General features: G+C 66.7%; 18 protein-coding genes. 12 read left to right on the top strand and 6 right to left on the bottom strand.

The genetic code is table 11. From position 1 onward, the window contains the following. Complete coding sequence (locus ACFY5D_RS12720; protein WP_387530126.1) at positions 1 to 885, top strand: urease accessory protein UreD; 885 nt, start codon at positions 1 to 3, stop codon at positions 883 to 885. 49 nt (positions 886 to 934) lie between these two features. Here ACFY5D_RS12720 and ACFY5D_RS12725 read toward each other — a convergent pair whose 3' ends face one another. Genes ACFY5D_RS12725 through ACFY5D_RS12740 form a run of 4 tightly spaced genes read right to left on the bottom strand, consistent with a single transcriptional unit; the run spans position 935 to position 5,889 of the window. Beyond that, positions 935 to 1,660 (bottom strand): ATP-binding cassette domain-containing protein, encoded by a 726-nt coding sequence (locus ACFY5D_RS12725; RefSeq protein WP_387530129.1) that lies wholly within the window; start codon positions 1,658 to 1,660, stop codon positions 935 to 937. Next, positions 1,657 to 3,294, bottom strand: coding sequence for an ABC transporter permease subunit (locus ACFY5D_RS12730; RefSeq protein WP_387530132.1), 1,638 nt, complete (start codon positions 3,292 to 3,294; stop codon positions 1,657 to 1,659). The genes ACFY5D_RS12725 and ACFY5D_RS12730 overlap by 4 nt, the downstream gene beginning before the upstream one ends. Continuing rightward, the gene (locus ACFY5D_RS12735) at positions 3,287 to 4,309 is read right to left on the bottom strand and encodes an ABC transporter permease (protein WP_387530135.1); all 1,023 of its coding nucleotides are present in this window, start codon (positions 4,307 to 4,309) and stop codon (positions 3,287 to 3,289) included. Before ACFY5D_RS12735 ends, ACFY5D_RS12730 begins: the two co-directional genes overlap by 8 nt. Next, positions 4,306 to 5,889 (bottom strand): ABC transporter substrate-binding protein, encoded by a 1,584-nt coding sequence (locus ACFY5D_RS12740; RefSeq protein WP_387530138.1) that lies wholly within the window; start codon positions 5,887 to 5,889, stop codon positions 4,306 to 4,308. Before ACFY5D_RS12740 ends, ACFY5D_RS12735 begins: the two co-directional genes overlap by 4 nt. A 178-nt stretch (positions 5,890 to 6,067) precedes the next feature. On the opposite strand from ACFY5D_RS12740, the gene ACFY5D_RS12745 reads away from it, so the two are divergent. Both ACFY5D_RS12745 and ACFY5D_RS12750 read left to right on the top strand, forming a co-directional pair. Continuing rightward, positions 6,068 to 6,421, top strand: coding sequence for an ArsR/SmtB family transcription factor (locus ACFY5D_RS12745; protein WP_387530141.1), 354 nt, complete (start codon positions 6,068 to 6,070; stop codon positions 6,419 to 6,421). A 136-nt stretch (positions 6,422 to 6,557) separates the two neighbouring features. Beyond that, on the top strand, positions 6,558 to 7,574 hold the full coding sequence (locus tag ACFY5D_RS12750) for a LacI family DNA-binding transcriptional regulator (protein ID WP_387530144.1): 1,017 nt from the start codon (positions 6,558 to 6,560) through the stop codon (positions 7,572 to 7,574). A 106-nt stretch (positions 7,575 to 7,680) separates the two neighbouring features. Here ACFY5D_RS12750 and tcuA read toward each other — a convergent pair whose 3' ends face one another. Next, positions 7,681 to 9,165: an FAD-dependent tricarballylate dehydrogenase TcuA gene (gene tcuA / locus ACFY5D_RS12755; protein ID WP_387530146.1), complete on the bottom strand. Its 1,485-nt coding sequence runs from the start codon at positions 9,163 to 9,165 to the stop codon at positions 7,681 to 7,683. A 265-nt stretch (positions 9,166 to 9,430) separates the two neighbouring features. Then, on the bottom strand, positions 9,431 to 11,293 hold the full coding sequence (locus ACFY5D_RS12760; protein WP_387530149.1) for a CocE/NonD family hydrolase: 1,863 nt from the start codon (positions 11,291 to 11,293) through the stop codon (positions 9,431 to 9,433). A gap of 163 nt (positions 11,294 to 11,456) precedes the next feature. Between ACFY5D_RS12760 and ACFY5D_RS12765 the strand changes: the two genes are divergently transcribed. From ACFY5D_RS12765 to ACFY5D_RS12805, 9 genes are all read left to right on the top strand, one after another. Beyond that, on the top strand, positions 11,457 to 12,545 hold the full coding sequence (locus tag ACFY5D_RS12765; protein WP_387530152.1) for a DUF5937 family protein: 1,089 nt from the start codon (positions 11,457 to 11,459) through the stop codon (positions 12,543 to 12,545). Between the two features lie 254 nt (positions 12,546 to 12,799). Continuing rightward, entirely contained in the window at positions 12,800 to 14,356 is a 1,557-nt protein-coding gene (locus ACFY5D_RS12770; protein ID WP_387530155.1) for an AbgT family transporter, read from the top strand. A gap of 565 nt (positions 14,357 to 14,921) precedes the next feature. Continuing rightward, positions 14,922 to 16,331 (top strand): glucuronate isomerase, encoded by a 1,410-nt coding sequence (uxaC, locus tag ACFY5D_RS12775; RefSeq protein WP_387530158.1) that lies wholly within the window; start codon positions 14,922 to 14,924, stop codon positions 16,329 to 16,331. Continuing rightward, positions 16,328 to 17,782, top strand: a complete 1,455-nt coding sequence (locus tag ACFY5D_RS12780; protein WP_387530160.1) for a mannitol dehydrogenase family protein — start codon at positions 16,328 to 16,330, stop codon at positions 17,780 to 17,782. Before uxaC ends, ACFY5D_RS12780 begins: the two co-directional genes overlap by 4 nt. 60 nt (positions 17,783 to 17,842) lie before the next feature. Continuing rightward, entirely contained in the window at positions 17,843 to 19,072 is a 1,230-nt protein-coding gene (gene manD, locus ACFY5D_RS12785; protein ID WP_387530163.1) for a D-mannonate dehydratase ManD, read from the top strand. Next, a complete protein-coding gene (locus tag ACFY5D_RS12790) occupies positions 19,069 to 19,632 on the top strand; it encodes a gluconokinase (RefSeq protein ID WP_387530166.1) in 564 nt (187 codons plus the stop codon). Before manD ends, ACFY5D_RS12790 begins: the two co-directional genes overlap by 4 nt. Before the next feature lie 96 nt (positions 19,633 to 19,728). After that, positions 19,729 to 20,619 (top strand): sugar phosphate isomerase/epimerase family protein, encoded by an 891-nt coding sequence (locus ACFY5D_RS12795; RefSeq protein WP_387530169.1) that lies wholly within the window; start codon positions 19,729 to 19,731, stop codon positions 20,617 to 20,619. A 48-nt stretch (positions 20,620 to 20,667) separates the two neighbouring features. Beyond that, positions 20,668 to 21,669 carry a Gfo/Idh/MocA family protein gene (locus ACFY5D_RS12800; protein WP_387530172.1) on the top strand — a complete coding sequence of 334 codons (1,002 nt, stop codon included), beginning with the start codon at positions 20,668 to 20,670 and terminating at the stop codon, positions 21,667 to 21,669. A gap of 195 nt (positions 21,670 to 21,864) precedes the next feature. After that, the gene (locus ACFY5D_RS12805; RefSeq protein WP_387530175.1) at positions 21,865 to 23,394 is read left to right on the top strand and encodes an ABC transporter substrate-binding protein; all 1,530 of its coding nucleotides are present in this window, start codon (positions 21,865 to 21,867) and stop codon (positions 23,392 to 23,394) included. Position 23,395: the final 1 nt, after the last annotated feature.

Below are 23,395 nucleotides of genomic sequence, written 5' to 3' on the forward strand. Positions count from 1 at the left end.
GTGCCGACGGCATTCTCCGTTCCGGGCCTCGGCCCCTCGCCCTTCGCCGGCGAAAAGCTCGTGGGCGAGCTGCGCCTCACGGTGGCGAACCGGGCGGGGCGCGGCATCGCCACCGGCCAGTACCACCAGGGTGCCCTGCGCATCCTGAGGCCGCACTACCTCGATGACACGGCACAGGTCTGCTACACGATCGTGAACCCGGGTGGGGGATACCTGGGCGGGGACCGCTACGGCATCGAGGTCGAGGTCCGGGAGAACGCCAGCCTGCTGCTGACCACGCAGTCGGCGACCAAGGTCTACAAGACCCCGGACTGCCACGTGCGCCAGGACATGGTGGTGCGGCTGGGGGCCGGCGCGGTGCTGGAGTACGTGCCGGACCAGCTGATCGCCTACCGCGGCGCCGACTACCGGCAGTACACGCGGATCGACATGCACCCGGAGGCCAGCCTGCTGCTGTGCGAGGTGCTCACCCCGGGCTGGAGCCCCGACGGGAAGCTCTTCCGCTACGACCAGGTGCGCCTGCGGACCGAGGTCAGCGTCGACGGGCGGCTTGCGGTGCTCGACAACCTGTTGGTGCGCCCCGGGGAGGACTCCCTGGACTCGCTGCTCTTCCTGCAGGACTACACCCACGTGGGAATGCTGCTGGCCGTCGACGCGCGGCTCGGCCAGGCGGACGTCGAGCGGCTGCGCGAGCTCGCGTACCGGGTGGCGGGGGACGGCGGGCGCCACGTGCACCTCGGGCTGAGCCTGTTGCCGGGCCCCGGGGTGGCGGTGCGTGCGCTGTCGAACTCCACCGAGTCCATCAACGCGGTCCTGATGGCCGTCATCGACGACCTGCGCCACCACCTGCGCGACCAGAAGCCGCTGAACCTGCGCAAGCAATAGGGCCGGATCCATACGTCGGGTTTCCGCCGGTGGTTTTCGCGGCGGGCGCTCAGGCGGCGCCGGCCGCCGCATTGATGTCGCCCAGCGACACCTCGGAGGTGGCGACCCTCGCCGCGGCGGCGCGGTCGTGGGATGCCAGCAGGACCGCTGCCCCCGCGGCGGCGCGCCCGGCCAACACGTCAAGGACGGCCCTGGTGGTGCGCGCATCCAACTGGGCGGTGGGTTCGTCGCAGATGAGCACCGAGGGGTCCAGCGCCAGCGCGCGCGCCACCATGGCGCGCTGCAGCTGGCCGTCGGAAACCTGGTGCGGGAAGCGCCGCAGCAGCCAGGGGTCCAACTGCACCAGCTCGGCGAGCTCGGCCAACCTCCCCGCATGGCGCTTGGGCCGCGGGCGGATGAAACCGTCGCGGAAGGACAGCGGCGAGCAGATCAGGGCATCGAGCCGCAGCCGCGGGTCCGCCGCCGCGCGCGGGGACTGGAGCACCACCCCGATGTCCCGGCGGGTCGCCGCCGGAACCCGGTCCCCGGGCCCGAATCCGGTGCCGTTGATGACAACGGTTCCCGACGCCGCGGGAAGCATGAACGCCGCGATGCGCAGCAGGGTTGATTTCCCGGCACCCGAGGGCGCGTTAAGCGCCACCAGTTCCCCCGCCGGCACGTTCAGCGAAACCCCGTCCAGCAACCGTGTGGTGCCTGCCCTGTCGCGGCCGCGCGGATTGGCCGGCGGGTGGCTGAACGCGATGTCTTCAATCCGGAGTCCGGGCCCGTGGCTCATGCGCCGGCCCCCAGAAGGTTTTGGGTGAATTCGTGCGTGGGTGCTCCGAACACGGCCTCCGCCGGGCCGGCCTCAACGATCCGGCCCGCCTCCACCACCGCCACCCGGTCGGCAAGGCGCCGCGCCAGCCCGATGTCGTGGGTGACCATGACGACGGTGCGCCCGGTCGCGGCCTGCTCCCGCAGGACCTTCTCGATGACGTTCACCGTGGCCAGGTCCAGCGCGGAGGTCGGCTCGTCGATGAGCAGGATGCTTGCGCCGGTGGCCAACCCCAGGGCCAAGAGCACGCGTTGGGCCTGGCCGCCGGAAAGCTCGTGGGCGTGGCGTTGCGCCAGGCCGGGATCCAGGTCCACCTCGGCCAGTGCCGCATTCACCCGGGCGGGGTACGCCGTCCGGCCCGCGGCCCTGAGGGTTTCGCGCATTTGGGCCGCGACGGTCCGCACGGGGTTCAGCGCGGTTCCGGCGGAGCCCGGGACGTAGGCCAGCATGGTTCCGCGTGCGGCGGCCAACCCCTTGGAATCCATGGCCCGCCCGTCGACCAGGACGCTGCCGCGCTGTTCCGCCCCGGCGGGGAGCAGCCCGGAGAGCGTGCGCAGCAGCAGGGTCTTGCCGGCCCCGGAGCTTCCCAGGATGACGTTGATGCATCCGACCTGCGCCCGGTACCCGATGCCGTGCAGGACCTGCATGCGGGCAGGGGACTTGGTTGCGCTCGCATCGACGTCCGGGAGCCACAAATCCAGGTCCGTGGTCTCCAGCGCGGCCGAACCCACCGAGGCGGCGGCGCCGGGGAGAGTTGGAACCGGGGCGCCCGGATTCGGCCGGGCTCGCCGGAAGCCGAAGGTGCGGAACTTCGGGACCTGCGCGACGTCAACCAGGGAAGCGGTGGACCAGCTGACCAGCATCAGCATCCCGGCCGGAAACGCCAGAAGCCACCAGGCCCCGGACAGCAGGCCGCCGCGGGCGTTCTCCAACAAAAGCCCCAGGGACGCGGACTCCGGCGGCAACCCGACACCCAGGAAGGAGAGCGCGCTTTCGTGCCAGATCGCGTGCGGCATCTGCAGCACCAGCGCGATGGCGGCCTGCGGGGCCACCGCCGGGAGCAGGTGGGTGAACCAGACGGCCCGGGTGCCGGCGCCGGAGGCCCTGGCCAGCGCCACGTAGTCGGAACCGCGTTCGCTGACCAACCGCGAGCGCACGATGCGGGCCACCTGGGTCCAGTGCGTCAGGGCGATCGAAAGCACGATGGCCCACCACTGTCCGTGCCAGAGCGCCACGATGACCACCGCAAGCAGCAGGTGCGGCAACGCGTTGGTGGTGTCCACCAGGCGCATCGCCACTCGATCCACCCAACCGCCGCGCCATGCCGCAAGCATTCCCACGCCCACGCCCAGCACCGTGGAGAAGAGCGAGGCGAGCAACGCCAGCAGCAGGGAAAGACGCAGCGCCTGGGCGGCCCGGATCCACACGTCCCTGCCCAACTGGTCGGTGCCGAAGGGGTAAGCGGCGGAGGGCGGCTGCAGCACCTGGGCCAGGTCGACGGCGCGCGGATCCAGGGGTTGCAGCCACGGCACCAGAATCGCGTAGAGCACCGCAATCGCCAGCAAAACCAGGGGCAGCAGCTTTGGCCTAGACATCGCGCACCCGCGGATCCGCAAGCACGTAGGAGACATCCGCCAGCATCGACCCGGCAAAAACCGCGGCGCAGGTCAATGCGGTGACGGCCGCCAGCAGCGGGAAGTCCCCGGCCACGGCCGAGGAGATCGTCGCGGAGGCCAACCCGGGCCAGGAGAACACGGCCTCCACCAGCAGGGCGCCGGTGACCAGCTCGCCCATCCTGGACCCGATCACGGTCATGAAGGGAAACAACGCCACGGGCAGCACGTGCGCCCGCAGGATCGTGGATTCACGAAGACCGCGGCCGCGTGCGGCCAGCACCGCGTCCGAGCCCAGGGCCTCGAGCACCGAGGCGCGCAGGTTCAGCACCAGCCAGGGCAACTGGGTCAACGCCAGCACGCCCACCGGAAGGACCAGGTGCACGGCCAAGGACCGCGCGGTGGGATCGCTGCCGCCCGCCGCGGCGCCGCCGGCCGGCAGGCCCAGGCCCAGAGCGAAGACGGCGATGGCCACCAACCCCAGCACAAAGGGCGGCACCGCCTGGGCGACGTGGACCAGCACCAGGGCCAACCGGTCGAGGACCCCGCCGGGGCGGCGGCCGGCCGCGAGGGCCAGCGCCATGGAGAGGGCCACGGCTGCGAGTAGGCCAAGGCCGGTGAGGAGGGCCGTGAAGGGCAGCCGTTCGGCAACGACCTCGGCCACGGGCTGGCCGTACAGCCGCGAGATGCCCCAGTCCCCGCCCAGAGCGTCGGTGAACCAGCGCGCCCACACCGCGTACCAGGCGTCGTTGAGCCCCAGCTCCTGCGCCAGCACCGCCCGCTCGGCGGGGGTGGCCTGCTCGTAGCGGGAGCCGAGGTAGGCGGCCAGCGGGTTGAAAGGGGCGATCGACGCGAGCCAGAACACCGCAGCGGTGACGCCCATCGTGGCGGGCACGGCCACGAGCGTGCGGCGCCAGATCAGTGCCCAGGCCTCGGGGATGCGGGAGCGCCGTGCCGGAAGGCGGCTCGTTGCTTCCCGGGTTGCGGACGGGCTCACGGGCGCGGAACCCACTGCCCGATCTTCACCCAGGGACCCCACGCGGTGCCGTGGTCGTGCGGTTCAAGCAGCGTGCCGGTGCCTTGCCATGCCCGGCTCGTGGAGGTTCGCTGCACGTACGTGTGGTCGATGAACGCCAACAGCACCATGGAGGGATCGGCGACGTAGAGGCGTTGCACCGCGCGGTAGGCGGCGGCGCGCTTCGCCGGATCCGATGAGGTCCGGCCGGCCTCCAGTGCCTGGTCCATGGCGGGGTCCGCGAAACTGCCGGGGTTGTCGTAGTACGCCCCGGCCGCGGGATAGGAGGAATGCAGCATCTTGTAGAGCTGGGTGTCCACGTCGTACGGCGTGTCCCCGCCGCCGAGCATCAGGGCGTCGGTGCCGATCCGCGGTTCGGCCTGGTCGAAGGTGGCGGCCTCCACGCCCACGTCGATGCCCAGCTGCTGCATCTGCGCGGAGAACGCCAGGGACAGGTCCCGGCGCAGTAGGTCGCCGGGGTTGTACATGAGCGTGAACGCCGCCGGCTTGCCGTCCTTCGAGCGCATGGAGTCGGGTCCGGCCAGCCAGCGGGCCTGCGTCAGGAGATCGGCGGCCCGCGCCGGGTCGTAGGCAAAGGTGGCCCCGGGTTCGTACGCTTCACCGTATTCGGCGGGAACAAAGGTGTAGGCGGGCCGTCCGGCACCGGCAAGCACCCCGTCGATCAGGGCCTTCCGGTCGACGCCGAGATTCAGCGCCAGTCGCACCGCGGGGTCGTTGGTCAGCGGGTTGTCCGCGGGCAGGGACAGCCCGCGCCAATCCGCGCTGGTCGCCCTGGCCAGCTCGAAGTCGGGGTTGGCGCCAAAGGTGGCGGCCAGTCGGGGCGGCAGCACCGTGCCGTCGAATCCTCCGCCCGCCATGCGCTGGGCGCGGGCGTTGTCGTCCGGGGCGGCCTCGTAGGTGACCTTCTTGACTGCAGGTTCCCCGTCGCGGAAACCGGGGTTGGCGGCGAGCACCAGGCGCGAGGCAGTGAAGGAGTCCACCACGTAGGGCCCGGTGCCGATCGGGGTGCGGTTCAACGTCGATTCCTCGACGAGCTGGTGCTCGGCGATCGATTCGGAGGGCGCGATGCCGATGAGCAGCGCCGTCTTGAAGGAGACCTGGGACTCGCGCAGCCCGAACTCGACGGTGTGTCTGTCCAGCGCCTTCACGCTCTCCAAGTTGGAGAGCGTTCCGGAAATCGGCGAGGCGCTCGCCGGATCCAGGATGGCCCGGTAGCTGGCGACCACGTCGTCGGCGTCGAACGCCGAGCCGTCGCTGAACCTGATGTTCTCCCGCAGCCTCACCTTCCACGTGCGTGCGTCCGCGGAGAGCTCCGGTTCGGCCGCCGCCAGAAGGGGAACAATCCGCGGCAACTTGTCCGAGGGGCCACGCAACGTGAAGAGGGATTCGTTGACCTTGCCCGTGCCGTTGCTGTCGAAACCCGCCAACGGATTCAAGGTTTCCGGCAGCGCCGCGGTCAGCAGGGCCAGGGAATCCGAGGCCGCGGCATCGTTCGCGGGGGTGGGTGACGCCGGTGCGCAGGCCGTCAAGGCAAGTAACATTGAAGTGAGCATTACGAGCGGGATGGCATGTCGAAAATTGCGCACGGCGGTCGTCGGTCCTTTCGGGGAACGGTGGTCCGGGGGAGATGCTCCTACTGTACATCTGTCCGGACAGACATATGACGACGGTGGCGTGCCACGCCGGTGAACCCGGGAACTACTTGAGGGGATGGGGGAAATGCCCGAATCCGAACACAGCAAGATCGGGGCCGAGGCCGTCGCCCAGTCCGAGGTATCGATGCCCGAGTGGATCGACGTCTTTGCCCTGTGCGCCGATGCGACCCGGATGAAGATCCTGATCGCCATGCACGCTGCCCCGGACTCCTCGGTGAGCCAGCTGGCCGCGGCAACCTCCCTGGGCGCGAACACCGTGACCCAGGCGCTGGCCGTCCTGCACAAGGCCGGGGTCGTGGAGGTGCGGGCCGACGGCCGCTACCGCCGCTGGACCCTCACCCACCCGGGTGTGCACCGGTTGCTGCACCAGATGAGTGCACCGCATTCGCCGTTGCACCCCGAGCACCCGCAGCCCTAGCGGCAAGCACCAAGGCAAGAGGGCAGGCCCGCGGCGGGCACGACCACGGGATGCACATTTACGGGTTTGATGGCATTTGTTGCCAAGAGTTGCCGCGGACTTCGCAAAACATGGTGTGGGGTCCGACACTGGAAAGATGGGATCAACCGAGGATGAAAAGCAGTCCGTCACTATCTACGATGTAGCCCGTGTTGCGGGCGTCTCGGCATCGACGGTGTCGAGGTCCTTCGCGCGTCCCGGCCGGGTCAGCTTCGCCACCGCGGAGAGGATCCGTCTGGTCGCCAAGGAGCTGGGCTACCGCTCGGTTGAAATGCGCCGCCCGCTCGAGGAAGGCCGGAAGCGGCATGGAATCATCGCCCTGGTGGTTGCCGACATCTCCAACCCCGTGTACTTCGAGATGATCCGCGGCGCCGAGGAGGAAGCGGCCAAGAACGACTACACCATGCTGCTGGCCCACTCCCGGGAATCGGGAATCATCGAGCGCGAGGCCATCGAACGGGCCATGGACATCGTGGACGGGATCGTGCTGAGCAGCTCACGCATGTCCGACGCGGCGATCCGTTCCATGGCCAAGCAAAAACCGACGCTCGTGATGAACCGCGGCGTCAACGGCGTGGCAAGCGTGGTGACGGACAACCTGCGCGGCGTCCGCCGCGCGGTGGAGCACCTGTGCGAACTGGGGCACCGGGACATCGCCTACCTGGCGGGACCCGAGGCGTCCTGGGCGCACGGCATGCGCTGGCGCTCGCTGAAGGAAATCGGAGCCGAACTCGGCGTGAAGGTGACGCTCTTCGAACCGGGCGTTCCCAACATGGCCGGCGGCGTCGCGATCGCCGACCAGGTGCTGGCGACGCGGTCGACGGCGGTGCTCGCCTACAACGACCAGCTGGCCATCGGCTTCATGCGCCAGGCCCAGGCGAGCGGATTCGACGTCCCGGGGGACATCAGCGTCGTGGGCTTCGACAATTCAAGCGACGCCCGACTGGTGGTCCCGGGGCTCACCAGCGTGGCGGCTCCCCTGCACGCGCTGGGTGCCACGGCCGTGCGCAACCTGCTGGCCATCGCCAAGGGAACCGCCGCGGTGCCCGACCGCCCCGTGGTGCTGCCGACCCGGCTCGCGGTGCGGGGATCGACGGGCCGCCCCCGCGCCTAGGACGTGTCTCCCCATGCGGTCATCGCAGCGCGCCAGATGACAACCGCCAGCAAGACCGCCGCCGAGCGGCAGGTCGATGAGAGCAAGCCGGACGCGGACCGGAGTTCTACGCGAGCGAACCGGCACGCCGGCCGAAGACGCAGCCCGCGGCAAGGCCCGTTCCACCCGGGTAGTTGGTGCTGAAGAGGCCGCCAAGCATTTCGCCGGCAACGTAGAGCCCGCCGATGTGCGCGCCGTCGCCGTTCAGCACTCGGCCGTGGGTGTCGGACTTGATGCCGCCGAAGGTGAAGGTGATTCCGCAGGTGACACCGTAGGCGTAGAACGGGCCGGTTTCCAGCGGGGCCGCCCAGTTGCTTTTCACCGGTTCGGTGGCGGCCTTGCGGCCGTCCTTGACGGTCGGGTCGAACGCCTTTTCGCGGTCGATCGAGTCGTTGAAGGCGTCGATGGTCGTGGCCAGCCCCTGCGGATCGATGCCGATCTTTGCCGCCAGTTCGTCGATGGTGTCGGCGCTCTCAACGGAGATGCCCGGCATGTCGTATTCCTCTTCGCGGAGCATCGGGCGCAGGCTTGCGTCAAAGATCTGGTAGGCCACCGAGCCTGGCTGCTTGAGGATTTCCTTGCCGTACTTTGCATAGGTGTAGTTGCGGAAGTCAGCTCCCTCGTCGAGGAAACGCTTGCCCTCGGTGTTGACGATGACGCCCAGCGGGTAGCTCTGGCGGGTCAGCCGGTTGGTGAGTTCGCGGTTGCTTTCGTTCTGTGCGGTGAAGGCATCCCACTGCACGGAGTGGCAGGTGCCCCAGTCCCCGCCCTTGGTGGCGCCGATGGCCAGGGCGGCGGCGATCATGTCACCGGTGTTGTAGGGCGTGCCGCGGACCTTCGCGTTTTCCCAGCCCTCGCCCAGGTGCTCGCGGCGCCAGTTGGCGTCGGCCTCGAATCCGCCGGCCGTGAGGACCACTGATTCGGAGCGGATTTCCTGGCTTCCCTCATCGGTTGAGACAACGACGCCCACGACCTTGCCGCTTTCGACGATCAGTTCGGTGGCCGCGTGCCCGTAGCGGACGTCGATGCCCAGCTTGTTGGCCACCCGGGTGTGGTCTGCGATCAGGCCTTCGCCGCCGCCGACGTTTCCGACATGCAGCCCGCCCCAGAAGAGGAACGATCCGTCCGCGCGTTCGTAGGCCTGGCGCTCGTACATCAGGCGGTATTTCAGGCCCAGGTCGTTGAGCCAGCGCAGGGTCGACTGGCTTTCGGAGATCAAGACCTCGGTCAGTTCGGGGTCGTTGCGGCCCTCGGTGACCTTGGCGAGGTCGGCGGCGTATTCCTCGGCGCTGTAGGCGGGCACAAGCGTGCGATCGTGTCGGTCGTCGGATTCGACCAGGCCCTTCAGGTCGTCCAGGCCGTCGTGGACGATGCGGGTTGCGCCGGCGGTGTAGAAGCTGTTGCCGCCAGCCATGTCCCGCTTGCCTTTTTCCAGCAGGATGACCGAGCGGCCGCGGACGGCCGCCGCGTGGGCCGCGGTGAATCCCGCGTTTCCCCCGCCGACCACGATGACGTCCGCCTGGCCTGGGCTGTTTTCTTGATTCCGAGACATTTTTTTCCTCACGAATGATGAGTGGACGCCACTGAATGCAAGCGTATTCAAGGGCGCGAAGAGTGGGCGTGGGCATCCATGCCCACGAAAGTACGTTGATACATAGCGGGAACCTCCTCGTTTATAGGTGGCACCGGCCCACACCCGCCCGGGATTCCCGGGCGGGTGTGGGCCAGGCGACCCACGATTCGATTTAATGGCGGCACACGCTTATGAAACGGTGGTTCCGGCGCCGCCGAAACTCACGGCCCGACACTTCATGTCCCTAGCTGGACACAACGTGCAGGGCGAGCGATGTCGGATGGTCACCCGACATGTGCACGGTATTTTCGGCCACGATCTTGATCCTGTCGGTGGCAATCGTCCCGCCGGTATTTGAGTTCACGTCAAAGCGCGGAAAATTGCTCGATGAAACGTCAAGGCGGATCCGATGGCCTACGGCAAAGAGATTTGCGGTCGCAGGTGCCGAGACCGTGACGCGGTATACCCGGTGGGGCTCCATTGATTCAGGTTCGGTGAAGGAATTGCGATAACGCACCCGCTGGATTCCTTCGGTGAGATTCATGGCAAAACCCTGAGGGAAGTCATGGCCCGGCGGGTACTCGTCGATCAGCTTGATGGTCAGGTCGGTGTCCTTGGCCGAGGAAGAGAGGAAGATCTCCGCGGTCACTTCACCTGCGATGCTCACTTGCTCCTGCAGGGGCTGGGTGCGGAACACCAGAACGTCGGGCCGGGCACTGAGCGGTAGATGCGGCTGGCTGGCTCCGAAGATTTCGTCACTGGGCACCTGGTCGTAGGCCCCGCCGCGCATGACCGGTTCGCCGCTGGTGACCTGGCCACCGATGGTGGGAACCGGGTTGTTCGGGTCAAAGGCGTAGGTGATAGAGGTGTCCTGTGCGACCGGTTCGGGAAGCAGAGCTCCCTCGGGCGAGCAGTACAGGGTGACCTTTTGCGCGTTTTCCGGAGGCCACGAGGCCGCGTGTTCCCAGTGGCCGCCATGATCCAGCCGGCCCTGGGCCGTGGCCTTGCCGCTGCCGCCACCCATCAGGAAATAGGTGACAGGGGCCCGTTGTACGGCACCTGTGTCCCGTCCCAGGACCTCGTCCATCCAATCAGCCCTAAAGTCCAGATAAGACGGAGCAAGATTGCCGTCAAGATATGCCGCCGGGCCAAAGTCGACGTCGCCTGCGTAGCTCTGGCAGCGTTTCCCATGGGTCCAGGGGCCCAACAGCAGGTAAGACGGACTGGACTTGCGATCTCCGAGCTGCTGAAAATTCTCGATGGCCGAGGCAATGTAGGGGTCGTACCAGCTGGAGATGTGGAAGCTTGGCACATCGGGAAACTTGTCGTAGGAGCCGCGGGCATAGATTGCAGGCTGTGCCCAGTAGTCGTCGAAGTTCTCATGGGCCCACTGCTCCAGCAGGTAGCCTTCATAATCGGGGGCCAGGCTCAAAGGTGAGCTGCCCCGCCGCCACGGCGTCTGGTGGAACCAGTCCGCCACGTTCAGCGCGGCCAGCCCGGAAGCGATAACGGGATCGCCTGCCGCTGCCGGACTTCGCACCGCATGGCGAAAAGCCCAGGTTGCCTGCTTGAGTTCGAAGGCTCCGCCCATGCGCATGCCCACCTCATAGGCCGAGGAGAATCCGCCCGAGTCCATGAACATGGCAGCCAGGCCGGAGGGGGCCAAGGCCGCCGCAGCCGTTTGCACATGGGCCGAGTAGGAAACCCCATTCATCAGCACACGCCCGTCACACCAGGGCTGGGCTTTGATCCAGGCGATCGTGTCTGCCCCGTCCTGTCCCTCATTGAGGTATTTGACGAATTCGCCCTCCGAGTTACCTCGGCCGCGGCAGTCCTGACGGATCACGATAAAGCCTCGTCGGACGAAAAAGTCGGCGATCTCGGACGGCAGCGGTACTGGCTGGTCATGCGTTGACTGGTCTGAATCCCGGCTTGAACGCTTCCCATAGGGTGTGCGCTCCAACATCACAGGCCGGGGCTGTTCGGGACTGCCACCCAGGTATACGTCGGTGGCAAGCCTGCATCCATCACTCATCGCCACCATGAATTCCTGCGGATGGCCCGCGTCCTCAGACAGCAAGGACCTCTCGTCGATGTAACTAGTCAACTGCGACCTCATTCCTCAGTTTTTCGCTTCCCGGTATTACTCCCAGTTGCGCTGGCGGAGCTTTCCACCATGAGAAGTTAGCCAGTGAACCGGCGCCCCGTGCGACAATTGGCGGAATTGAGCCAATTGTTCGCAACACGTTCGGCACGGCAGAGGAGGACTCATGGCCATTGCACTTCAATTTGCCGGATTCGACACCAACAACCTGCGGGTATCGGTTTCCCCGCTGGCCGAGCTGATGGCGGTTCTCCACGTATGGGCCGAGCCGGACCACCATTTCGAATCGTCCGATGAGGTCCAAGCCATCGCGCGGAATCTGGATGAACGGATGATCGCGGAGTTCAACGCGCTCTCGCCCCTGTGGGCGCGGTTCCGCGCACGCTTCTTCTTTCCGGTGGGCACCGAATCAAACCAGACCTTTGACCGCGAACTCGCTGGCGTGGCAGCCCTGCCGCTCGAGGAGTTCGTCTCCATGGCGGCCGAAGCCATTCGAGGCTTCAGCAAGGACCTCCCGGCCGCATTGGAACTTCTGCATGATGAAAAAATCCGTCGGGAGTTCCTGGACACGTGCCGGTCGCGATCCTTGGGCCGCTTCGAGCTGGCCGAACAACTGCTCGAGGACCCGGAGAAGTTCAGGCGGAGGATCATCGGATTTTGCTCGGATTGCTGGAGTTCGTTCTTCAGGAAGGAATGGGAGGATCTCGCCCTCACCATCGGCCGTGCCGCAGCCCAGCTCGCAGGCAGGCTGAACCGAGCCGACCCCATCGCGACGATCGCCTCGCTCAGCGTCACGGCCAAGGCGTTCCTCGGAACCTCCGAGGTCCGTTTCGACAAGCTCCAGCAACGCCGGGTGAAGATGTCCCAGCGCGAGCTGCTGCTGGTCCCCTCGCGTTGGATCGGCAACCACCTCACGGTCAAGGACAATGCCGGGTACCCGGTCATCGTCCATTTTCCGGCGCAGACCCGGCAGGAGGAACTCCTGCAGATCCAGCAGATGCGTGACAGGCTCAGCGCGCTCAGCGCCGATTCCCGGTTGGAGCTGTTCCGGCACATCTCGGCCGAGCCCATGACGACCTCCGAACTTGCGGTCAGGCTCGGTCAGCCCGCAGCACAGGTCTCCCGATCCCTGCGGGTGCTGCGCGAAGCGGGCCTGGTGGTCTCGGACCGCCACGGAAAGCTGGTCTACCACCGCATCGACACCGCCACGGTGCTCAGGATGGGCCCGGACCTGCTGGCCACGCTGACCAGATGACCTCCGCCCACCAACCGGGTGCTTCCGAAAGACGGCAAACAGTCCGGGGCATTGCCGCGCCCTGACCAAGTTGGCCTTAGGCGCCCCGGAGGATGGTTGCCAAATCCTCGCCGCAATTTCAGGAACGATTGTCGGAAATTGGATAATCATCTCCCGGCATTGCGGCGCATGTAATACAAATCACCGGTGGGGTTTTCGATTCCCACGCCTCTGAGCACTTCATGACTCAGGGCTACCGCGCTACTGGAGGATCCATGACCATCACCAAAATCGGAGGACGCAGTGAGTCGCTAGGGCTCCGTTTGCTTGCCGGAGTGGAACGGGCAGGAAACGCACTGCCGCATCCGTTCTGGCTGTTCTGGATCCTCTTCGGCGTGCTTGCCGTGGCCAGCTGGATATTGTCCAGCGCCGGGGTGCACGTCACGGATCCTGCGTCGGGAGAGACTGTCGGGGTCAACAACGCGTTGAGTGTCGAGGCCATCCGCTCCCTGCTGACCGGCGCGGAGGAATCCTTCGTCACCTTTGGGCCGCTGGGCACGGTGCTGATCGTGATGCTGGGCGTCGCGGTGGCAGACAGGTCCGGACTCTTCGAAGTCATCGCCCGGCGTGCGCTCAGCAATGTGTCGCCGCGCTCCGTGGTGTTCGCCGTGGCACTGGGCGGCGCGCTATCGAAGTTCCTCTCCGACTCCGCCTACGTGGTGTTGATTCCGCTGGGCGCCGTGGCGTTCAAGGCCGTGGGACGCTCGCCGATGCTGGGCATGATCGTGGCCTTCGTCTCGATCAATGCCGCCGGGGACGCCAATCCGCTGATCGCCCCCGGCGATGTGGTCTTCGCGCAGGTAGCCACCGAAGCCGCCCACATCATCGATCAGAACGTCACCGTCCGAGCCACAGACAACATGTACTTCACCACGGTCTCCGCCATCGTGTTGGCGGTTACGGTCACCCTGGTCACCGAGCTGATCCTGAAGAAGCGCGAGCACACCCTGGTGGTCGACACCCAGCAGGTCGACACGGCGGCAATGCCCGCCATGGGTCCCAGCGCCCTGCTCTCCGACCAGCAGGAACGCCGTGGACTGCGCACCACCGGACTCTCGGCGGTGGCATTCCTCACGCTGCTGGCCGCGGCCGTCATTCCCGCGGGATCACCGTTGCGCGGCGAGGGCGGCGAGTTCCTAGAATCCCCGTTCCTGGACGGTATCGCGTTCTTCCTGTCGTTGTTCTTTCTGGTTCTGGGCACGGCCTTCGCCGCCGGTTCACGGCAACTTGACTCCGCCTCCGATATCCCCCGCTTCATGGCCGATGGCGTTCGTTCGATTGCGCCGCTGATCGTCCTGTTCTTTGCCGTGTCCCAGTTCCTGGCGTTGTTTAAGTTCACGAAGATCAGCACCGTGGTGGCGGTGGTCGGTTCCGATGCCATCCAGGGCCTGGGGATCAACAGTGTGGGCCTGTTCCTGATCGTTGTGGTGTGCATCGCGGTCCTCAACCTGTTGATCACTTCAGGCCAGGCCCTGTGGGCACTGGTGGCACCGGTCATCGTCCCGATGATGATGCTGCTCGGGACGAATCCTGCCACCACGATGGCGCTGTACCGCATCGCCGATTCGTGCACCAATTCCATCACCCCGATGAGCACCAGCTTCGTTCTCTGCGTGGGCTACCTCCAGACGCTGAACAAGAAGGCGGGCATTGGCACGCTGATCTCGTTCACGTTGCCGTGTGCGTTGATCATGTTCGTCGTGTGGCTTGGTTTGTTCCTCGCATGGTGGGCGCTGGGTATTCCGCTCGGCCCCGGTGCCCCTGTGCGGTAGCGCAGGAGGAAACCGACCACCCTGCAATCTGGTGCCGGGCTCACGACCTCGTCGAGCCTGGCACCACGTTGTTTAACCAGAGCCTGCTTGTTGGGTCGGCGGATTCAATGGATCAAGGCAGCACCCGAGGAAACGTTCACCGCGGTTTACTGAGGAATCCGTGAACCCCTATCAGTTGAACATGCCCCTTACCTCGGGGTGCCCGAGCATGGCCGGCAGACCCCTGTCCACGTGCCTCGGTGGCGTAGCGGCGTTGCCGTGTCCCACGGCCTTCCAAGCCCCGAAATGCTCCGGTAGGACCCGCCGCGGGATATCCCGGCCCGGTGGCGGCCGACGATGCCCATTGAAGGGGCGGCCTTCCTGCTTGTTGGTTCGGGGATCATCGGCACCATCCAGCCCTACCTGGGTAGGGATCAACGGCAAGACGGAATTTCCCTGTAGTCCTGCCAAACGGAACCATTCGGAATGGGGAGATGCGCCCCAGTGCCGGGTGTCCGCCGTGGGCTGGCGAGGCAACTCATGGCAACTTGTTGCCGGTGGCATGGGCGCTGTCCAGTATGTAAGCATGCCTTCATCCATCGCCAATCATCCGGATCGGTTGCTGCCAGCCGACCCAGCCGTACGCCAGATCGCCCGCGAGCTGCATGCGGACGTCGAATCGCTGCCGATCATCTCGCCGCACGGCCATGTCGACGCGGCGATGATCGCCAACGACACCCCGTTCCCCGACCCGACGGCCCTGCTGCTGAGCCCGGACCACTACGTGACCCGGCTGCTGCACGCCAACGGCGTTCCCCTGGAACAGCTCCGGGTGGGCGGCACCAGCGAGGTCACCGCGCTGGACGCCTGGAAGACCTTCTGCAGGAACTGGGACCTCTTCGACGGCACCGCCTCCGGGTACTGGCTGCGCCAGGAATTCGTCGACGTCTTCGGCCTCGACGACCTGGACATCAGCGAGGCAACCGCGGAGGTGACCTTCAAGACGCTTCAGGCCAAGATCGACGAGCCCGGCTTCCGCCCGCGGGCCCTGATGGACTCCTTCAACATCGAGGTGCTTGCCACCACCGACGACCCGCTGGACCCCCTGGACGCACACCGCGCGCTGGCAGCGGACCCGACCTTCGCCTCCCGGGTGCTGCCGACCTTCCGCCCGGACGCCTACATCAAATTCTGGGGCGCCGGCTTCGCACAGAAGGCCGACGCGCTGATCCAGACCGCGGGCGACGGGGCCACCGGCTACGACGGCTACCTGCGCGCCATGGCCAACCGCCGCCGCTACTTCGTCGAGCACGGTGCCGTGTCCTCGGACCACGGCTCGCACTCCGCGGCAACGCTCCGGCTCTCGCGCGGCGAGGCCGCAAGCCTCTTCGAGAAGGGCATCGCCGGCACCGCAACCATGGCCGAGGGTTACGCCTTCGAGGCGCACATGATGTATCAGCAGGCTGCCATGGCGGTCGAGGACGGCCTGGTCATGACCATGCACCCGGGCGTGCACCGCAACACGCACAGCTCCACGCTGAAGAAGTTCGGCCCGGACACCGGGCACGACATCCCCTTCTCCGTCGACTTCTCCACCGGCCTGCAGCCGCTGCTCGAGGACTTCGGCACCGCCAAGGGCTTCCACTTCATCCCGTTCACCATCGACGAGACGGTGTTCTCCCGCGAGATCGCCCCGCTGGCCGGATTCTTCCCCTCCGTGTACATCGGCGCCCCTTGGTGGTTCCTCGATGCCCCCGATGCCATGATGCGTTTCCGCTCAGCGGTCACCGAAACCGCCGGCTTCTCCCGTTCCTCCGGTTTCATCGACGACACCCGCGCGTTCTGCTCCATCCCCGCCCGGCACGACGCGTCGCGCCGCATCGAGGCATCCTTCCTGGCCCGCTTGGTGGCCGAACACCGCATCACCGAGGATCGCGCCCACGAAATCATCGTGGATGTCGTCGACGGTGCACCACGAAGGGCGTTCAAGCTGTGAGCATCGAAACCGTGGCCATCCGCGAACTGAACCGCACCACCCACCCCGCACCCGCCGCCGAGGCCAAGATCGTGCACATCGGGCTGGGCGCCTTCCACCGCGCCCACCAGGCCTGGTACACGGCCAAGGCCGGCGATGCTTGGGGGATCGCCGCCTTCACCGGCCGCAGCGCCACCGCAGCCACCGAACTCGCAGCCCAGGACGGGCTGTTCACCCTCATCGAACGCGGCGCCGACGGCGACAGCTTCGAGGTCATCGACTCCATCGTGGCCGCCCACGACGGCGCCGACACCGCGGCCCTGATTGCCGCCCTGGCCAGCCCGTCAACTGCGATCGTCACGCTGACCATCACCGAGGCCGGCTACAAGTTGGCCCCGGGCAGCGCCGAGCCGACGCTGAACCTCGCCGACGAGCAGGTGTCCGCCGACCTGGAGATCCTGCGGGCGAGCTACGACGCCGGGGTCTTTGCGAAGAACCTGGCCGAAATCAAGAACCTGGCCCTGTCGACCACCGCGGCACGCCTCGTGGTCGGCCTGGCTGCGCGGCGCTCAGCGGACGGATGGCCGCTGGCCGTCGTCTCCTGCGACAACCTTCCCGGGAACGGTGCGGTGACCCGCGCCGGCATCCTTGGTTTTGCCGAGGCGGTCGACGTGATGCTTGCGCGCTGGATCGAAACAAACATTTCCTTTGTCGACACCTCCATCGACAGGATCACCCCGCGGACCACGCAGGTGGACCGCGACACCGTCGCCGCCGAAACGGGATTCCGCGATGTCTCCCCGGTGGTCACCGAGCCCTTCTCCTCCTGGGTCCTTTCGGGTGACTTCCCGGCCGGGCGTCCGGCCTGGGAAAAGGCCGGGGCCCAATTCGTTGACGACCTCGAGGCCTTCGAACGACGCAAGCTCTGGCTGCTCAACGGCGCCCACACGCTGATGTCCTTCGCCGGACAGCTGCGCGGACACACCACGGTTGCCGAAGCGCTGGCCGACCAGGCCGTCTCCGGTTGGGTCGAGGAGTTCTGGGATGCCGCGTCGGCACACCTGGGCGAACCCGAGCTCAAGGTCCCCGAATACCGCGGGGCCTTGCGCGAACGCTTCGAAAACCCGCGCATCGCCCACTTCCTGGCGCAGATCGCGACGGATGGTTCCATCAAGCTTGCGGCCCGCGCGCTGCCGGTGTTCCGTGCCGAAGCGGCCGCCGGACGCGACGGACAGGCGGCCTTGCGGCTGGTGGCCGCATGGTGCGACCAGCTGACCGCGCAACACCCCGCCGGCACCCCGGTCGCCGACGCGAACGCCGGAGCCCTGGAAAAGATCCTGGCCGATCCCGCGATCCGGCCCGGCTCCCCGCAGCAGACCTCGGCACTGTTGGATGTGCTCGAGACCGGGCTCGGGGACGACACGTCCCTGGTTGCCACGGTCCATGCCCTGCGCGGGCAATTCAACGCCTAAAAATCTTCCACTCCCCGGCTCGTCAATACGCAGCCGTACCGCTTTATCTGAAAGGCAGCCATGAAAATCGTCAAGGCAGAAGTATTTGTGACCAGCCCGTCACGCAACTTTGTCACCCTGAAGGTCACCACCGAATCCGGTCTCGTCGGCATCGGCGACGCCACCGTGAACGGCCGCGAACTCGCGGTGGCCTCCTACCTCCGGGACCACGTCGCCCAGCTGCTGATCGGCAAGGACGCGCACCGCATCGAGGACACCTGGCAGTTCCTCTACCGTTCCTCGTACTGGCGTCGCGGCCCGATCACCATGGCGGCCATCGCCGCGGTGGACATGGCCCTCTGGGACATCAAGGGCAAGGCCGCGAACATGCCGGTCTACCAGCTGCTGGGCGGCGCCTCGCGCCACGGCCTGCGCGCCTACGGCCACGCCTCGGGCACCGACACCGAGCAGCTCTTCGACTCGATCCGCGAACACCTGGAACTCGGCTACCAGTCCATCCGCGTGCAGACCGCCGTCCCGGGCATCAAGGCCGTCTACGGCGTCGCCGCCCAGACCCAGGCCTCCGGCGAACGCTACGACTACGAACCGGCCGGCCGCGGCGCCTTCCCCCAGGAAGAAGACTGGGACACCCGCGCCTACCTGCGCCACCTGCCGACCGTCTTCGAGGCGGTGCGCAACGAATTCGGCCCCGAGATCCCGCTGCTGCACGACGGCCACCACCGCATGACCCCGATCCAGGCAGCCAAGCTCGGCAAGTCGCTTGAGCCCTATGACCTGTACTGGCTCGAGGACTGCACCCCCGGCGAAAACCAGGAGGCGCTGCGCCTGGTCCGCCAGCACACCACCACCCCGATCGCCATCGGCGAGGTCTTCAACACGGTCTACGACTTCCAGTCGCTGATCAAGGAACAGCTCATCGACTACGTGCGCGCCGCGTCCACCCACTTCGGCGGCATCTCGCCGCTGAAGAAGGTCATGGACTATGCCGCCCAGTACCAGGTGAAGTCCGGATTCCACGGCCCCACCGACATTTCCCCGGTGGGCTTCGCAGCCCAGTTGCACGTGGGCCTGTCCATCCACAACTTCGGCATCCAGGAGTACATGCAGCACTCGGACGCCACCAACACCGTCTTCGAACAGTCGATGTCGTTCAAGGACGGCTACCTGCACCCGGGCGACAATCCTGGCCTGGGCGTCGAATTCAACGAGGAAGCCGCACTGTCCTACCCGTACCAGCAGGCCTACCTGCCCTACAACCGCCTGGTTGACGGAACGGTCCACGACTGGTGAGTGCGCCCACTCTGGAGCCGACAAGCCGCTCCGCAGTCAAAGAAGGCGCCGGAACTGCGCGCAAGATCGTCATCATGGGTGTCTCCGGATGCGGCAAGTCCACGGTCGGCGAGCTGCTGGCCGAATCGGAGGGCGCGGTGTTCCTTGACGGGGATTCCCTGCACCCGAAGTCCAACATCGACAAGATGGCGGCCGGCCACCCGCTCAACGACCAGGACCGTGAACCGTGGCTGCGCGAAATCGGCCAACGGCTTGGTTCTCCCGGCCAGGGGTCGATGATTATTGCCTGCTCGGCGCTCAAGCGCAGCTACCGGGACCTGATCCGTGCCGAAGCGCCCGGAACGCTTTTCGTTCACCTGCACGGGGCGCCCGAGCTGCTGGCCGAACGCATGGGTGCCCGCCCGGGGCACTTCATGCCGGTGGGCCTGCTCGAATCGCAGCTGGCCACGCTCGAACCGCTGGGTTCCGACGAGGCCGCGGTGGTGCTGGACATCGCCGCCAACCCGGAGAGCCTCACCGGGCAGGCCTCTGCATGGCTGGCGGGCCTGCCCGCGGCCTGATCCCTGTTGCCGACCTCGCACCCGAATCCATGGGTGCGGGGTCGCTGGCATCACCACACACTTTCCCCGCGAAAATCCACGAAAGGCAGTCAGGACATGACCGCAACAACCACCGAGCTTTCCCCGGAAACGACAACCCCCGCAGCCACCTGGGTGCTGTCCGGTTTCGGTGATGAGATCGACCCCGATCCATCGGTTCAGGCCACCGTGCTGCTCGCCCTGGGCGCGCACCACATCGAGGTCCGCTCCGCATGGGGCGTCAACGTCGCCGATTTCGACGACGAGACGACGGCCAAGCTGGCCGCGATCCTCGCGGACAAGGGCATGAAGGTCTCGGCCGTGGCCTCTCCCATCGGCAAGGTCGACGTGTCCCTTCCCGTCGAGCACGAGGTTGAGCGCCTGCGCCACATCATCAAGGTCGCCAAGGCCCTGGATGCCCCCTACGTCCGCGTCTTCTCCTTCTACCGCGGCGAGGACCAGAGCCAGGACGACATCCGCGACGCTGTCATCGAGCGGATGGCGGCACTCGCCGCCGAGGCACAGGCCGCCGGGGTGATCCTGGTGCACGAAAACGAAAAGGACATCTACGGCGACACCCCCGAACGAGTGCTGGACATCGTGCAGGGCGTGGATTCCCCGGCGCTGCGCGTGGCCTGGGACAACGCCAACTTCGTGCAGGTGGGCAACAAGCCGTTCACCGACGGCTACGCCATGCTGCGCCCCTACCTTGAGTACTTCCAGGTCAAGGATGCCATCGCGGCAACCGGCACCGTGGTTCCCTCCGGACAGGGCGACGGCGAGCTTGACGAGACCATCGCGGCCCTGGCCACAGACGGCTACACCGGCTTCGCCTCCCTTGAACCGCACCTTGCCGAGGCCCACCACCTGGGTGGATTCTCCGGCCCCGTGGCCTTCGGGGAAGCGGCCCGTGCCTTCGCGACGCTGGCGACCAAAAACGGCGTCGGCTTCGTCCCCGCCGGCCGGTAACACCCAGCCCCAAGCCACCCCACTTTCATGAACCCGGAGGACCCATCCATGAGAAGAGCCGCAGTCATCGGATGCGGAGACGTGTCCAGCGTCCACTTCGGCGCGCTGAAGGGAATGGACGTCGAGCTGGTGGGCGTCAGTGACACCGATGCCGGCCGCCTGCGGGCCGCAACGGATGCGCACGGGGTTCCGGGATATGTCGACTACAGGGAACTGCTGGAGGCGCAGCGGCCCGACGTGGTCCACATCTGCACCCCGCACGACCAGCATGCCGCCATGGCCATCGAGGCGCTCGACCGGGGCATCAACGTCATCGTCGAAAAGCCGTTGGCGCACACCCTCGAGGAGGGACGCCGGCTGGTTGAGGCGGCTCGGCGCAGCGACGCCAAGCTCGGGGTCTGCTTCCAGAACCGCTACAACGCGACGTCGCGGGCCCTGCGCTCGCTGCTCGACGGCGGCACTCTGGGCGCCGTCCGCGGCGCCTCGGCCACCGTGATGTGGCACCGGACCGCCGACTACTACCGGGACCGCCCGTGGCGCGGCACCTGGGCCGAGGGCGGTGGCGGGTTGATGATGAACCAGGCCATCCACACCGTCGACCTGCTGCAATGGCTGGTCGGCGAGGTGGAATCGGTCAGCGGCAGCGCCTCGAACCGCTCCCTGGGTGGGGTGATCGAGGTCGAGGACACCGCCGAGTTCGCGGCCACCCATGCCGGCGGCGCGGCCAGCGTTTTCTATGCGACCTTGGCCAATGCCGAAAACGCGCCGATCACCCTTGACGTGGTCACCGAGAAGGCCAGCCTGTCGCTGCGCGGGGACCTGACGATCACCCACGCCGACGGCACCGTCGAGGTCGTCAGGGAGGCCGCCGGGGACGCTGGCGGCCGCGACTACTGGGGCGCCTCCCACGGCCTGCTCATAGCGGATTTCTACGCAACCCTCGATGACCCGGAGCCCTTCTGGATCGACGCCCTCGAGGCCGAAAAGTCCCTGCGCATCGTCAAGGGCATCTATTCCCAGAGCGCATTCGATCCCGCACTCACCGCGTGAGGCCGGGTCGGCAAAACCCCGCGCGGCATGGCCGGGCGGGGTTTTTGCCGCGCCATCAAGCGGATCGTGGCAGGTCCAGTGAAACTTATGGCAACCGATGGCCACCCCATGGGTGGCTACCTAAGCTGAATCGAGATGTGGCGCACGCCACTAAATCCACCTCGCATCAGAACTTGGACTCAGAGGAGCCCCACCATGAAGTTTGGTCCCAAATCGGCAGCCACTGCGGCCGCCATCGGCACGGCGCTCATGCTTACGGCCTGCAGCGGCGGTGCCGGAGCCACCGGCACCGCACCGCAGGCGGCTTCCACCGCGCTGACCCTCGGCACTCTCCAAGATGTACGCTCGTGGGATCCGGCCCAGGCGCACGTCGGCCACCTTCTCCAGCCCTACCAGGCGGCCTACGATTCGCTGATCCTGCGCGAACCGGACGGCAAGCTCAGCCCCATGCTGGCCACGGAGTGGAAGTACAACGCGGAGAACACCAAGCTCACCGTAGATCTTCGTGAGGGCGTGACGTTCAGCGACGGCGCGGTCTTCGACGCCGACGCCGCAAAGGCCAACCTCGACCACTTCCGCGAGGCCAACGGCCCGCAGATGGCCCAGCTCAAGTCCGTCAAGGACGTCAAGGTCGTTGACGCGGACACCATCGACATCGAGCTCAAGACGGCGGATCCGGCACTCGAGTACTTCCTGAGCCAGGCCGCCGGCCTCATGGGCAGCCCGAAGGCGCTCGGCACCGAGGGCATCAAGACCGAGCCCGTCGGATCCGGCCCGTACGTCATGGACAAGGCCGCCACCGTGAAGGACTCCCAGGCAGTGTTCACCGCCCGCGAGGGCTACTGGAACAAGGACCTGCAGAAGTACCAGAAGCTGACGCTGAAGGTCCTGACCGACCCGACCGCACGCACCAACGCCCTGGTCTCCGGCCAGATCGACGCCACGCTCCTGGATCCCAAGACCGGCAAGCAGGCCGAGGGCGCCAAGATGATCCTCGCCCCCAACGAGGTCGACTGGCAGGGCCTGATCCTCTTCGACCGCGATGGCAAGGCAAACCCGGCACTGAAGGACGTCAGGGTCCGCCAGGCCATCAACTACGCCTTCGACCGCAAGACCATCCTTGACCAGGTCCTGCTCGGCCAGGGCACCCCGACCTCCCAGCCGTTCGGCAAGGCCAGTGGCGCCTGGACCGAGGAACTGGAGAACTATTACTCCTACGACCCGGCCAAGGCCAAGGCCCTGCTCAAGGAGGCAGGCTACGAGAACGGCCTGACGATCGAGGTCCCCGGCATTCCCGATTTCCAGACCCAGATCTCCGTCGTCAAGCAGCAGCTCGCCGACGTGGGCATCACCCTGAACATCGGTGCCGCGCTGACCAACACCTTCACCAGCGACATTGCCGCCCAGAAGTACAGCACCATGTACTTCTCGCTTTTCCAGGGCCAGCCGACGGTGGCCATCGACCAGATCGTCTCCACCCAGGCGCTCTACAACCCGTTCAAGAACACGTCTGCGGACCTGCAGGCCGACATCGACGCGGTGCGCAACGGCGGGGAGCAAGCACCTGAACTGGCGCAGAAGGTCAACAAGTACGTCGTGGAGAACGCCTGGTTCGCCCCGCTGTTCCGCGTCAACCAGATGTACTACCACAACGCCAAGGTCGACGTGGTTCCGCAGACCCAGCAGGCCGTCCCGTCGATCTACAACTACTCGCCGGCCAAGTAGG

Source organism: Paeniglutamicibacter sp. NPDC012692 (assembly GCF_042901625.1).
Classification (GTDB): Bacteria; Actinomycetota; Actinomycetes; order Actinomycetales; family Micrococcaceae; genus Paeniglutamicibacter.

What these genes read in the sequence shown, in the direction of transcription:
- ACFY5D_RS12765 (WP_387530152.1), top strand. Translation starts at nt 11,457, where the DNA reads ATGGCCATTGCACTTCAATTTGCCGGATTCGACACCAACAACCTGCGG.
- ACFY5D_RS12770 (WP_387530155.1), top strand. Translation starts at nt 12,800, where the DNA reads ATGACCATCACCAAAATCGGAGGACGCAGTGAGTCGCTAGGGCTCCGT.
- ACFY5D_RS12730 (WP_387530132.1), bottom strand. Translation starts at nt 3,294, where the DNA reads ATGTCTAGGCCAAAGCTGCTGCCCCTGGTTTTGCTGGCGATTGCGGTG.
- ACFY5D_RS12800 (WP_387530172.1), top strand. Translation starts at nt 20,668, where the DNA reads ATGAGAAGAGCCGCAGTCATCGGATGCGGAGACGTGTCCAGCGTCCAC.
- ACFY5D_RS12805 (WP_387530175.1), top strand. Translation starts at nt 21,865, where the DNA reads ATGAAGTTTGGTCCCAAATCGGCAGCCACTGCGGCCGCCATCGGCACG.
- ACFY5D_RS12750 (WP_387530144.1), top strand. Translation starts at nt 6,558, where the DNA reads ATGGGATCAACCGAGGATGAAAAGCAGTCCGTCACTATCTACGATGTA.
- ACFY5D_RS12725 (WP_387530129.1), bottom strand. Translation starts at nt 1,660, where the DNA reads ATGAGCCACGGGCCCGGACTCCGGATTGAAGACATCGCGTTCAGCCAC.
- tcuA (WP_387530146.1), bottom strand. Translation starts at nt 9,165, where the DNA reads ATGTCTCGGAATCAAGAAAACAGCCCAGGCCAGGCGGACGTCATCGTG.
- ACFY5D_RS12795 (WP_387530169.1), top strand. Translation starts at nt 19,729, where the DNA reads ATGACCGCAACAACCACCGAGCTTTCCCCGGAAACGACAACCCCCGCA.
- uxaC (WP_387530158.1), top strand. Translation starts at nt 14,922, where the DNA reads ATGCCTTCATCCATCGCCAATCATCCGGATCGGTTGCTGCCAGCCGAC.
- ACFY5D_RS12745 (WP_387530141.1), top strand. Translation starts at nt 6,068, where the DNA reads ATGCCCGAATCCGAACACAGCAAGATCGGGGCCGAGGCCGTCGCCCAG.
- ACFY5D_RS12740 (WP_387530138.1), bottom strand. Translation starts at nt 5,889, where the DNA reads ATGTTACTTGCCTTGACGGCCTGCGCACCGGCGTCACCCACCCCCGCG.
- manD (WP_387530163.1), top strand. Translation starts at nt 17,843, where the DNA reads ATGAAAATCGTCAAGGCAGAAGTATTTGTGACCAGCCCGTCACGCAAC.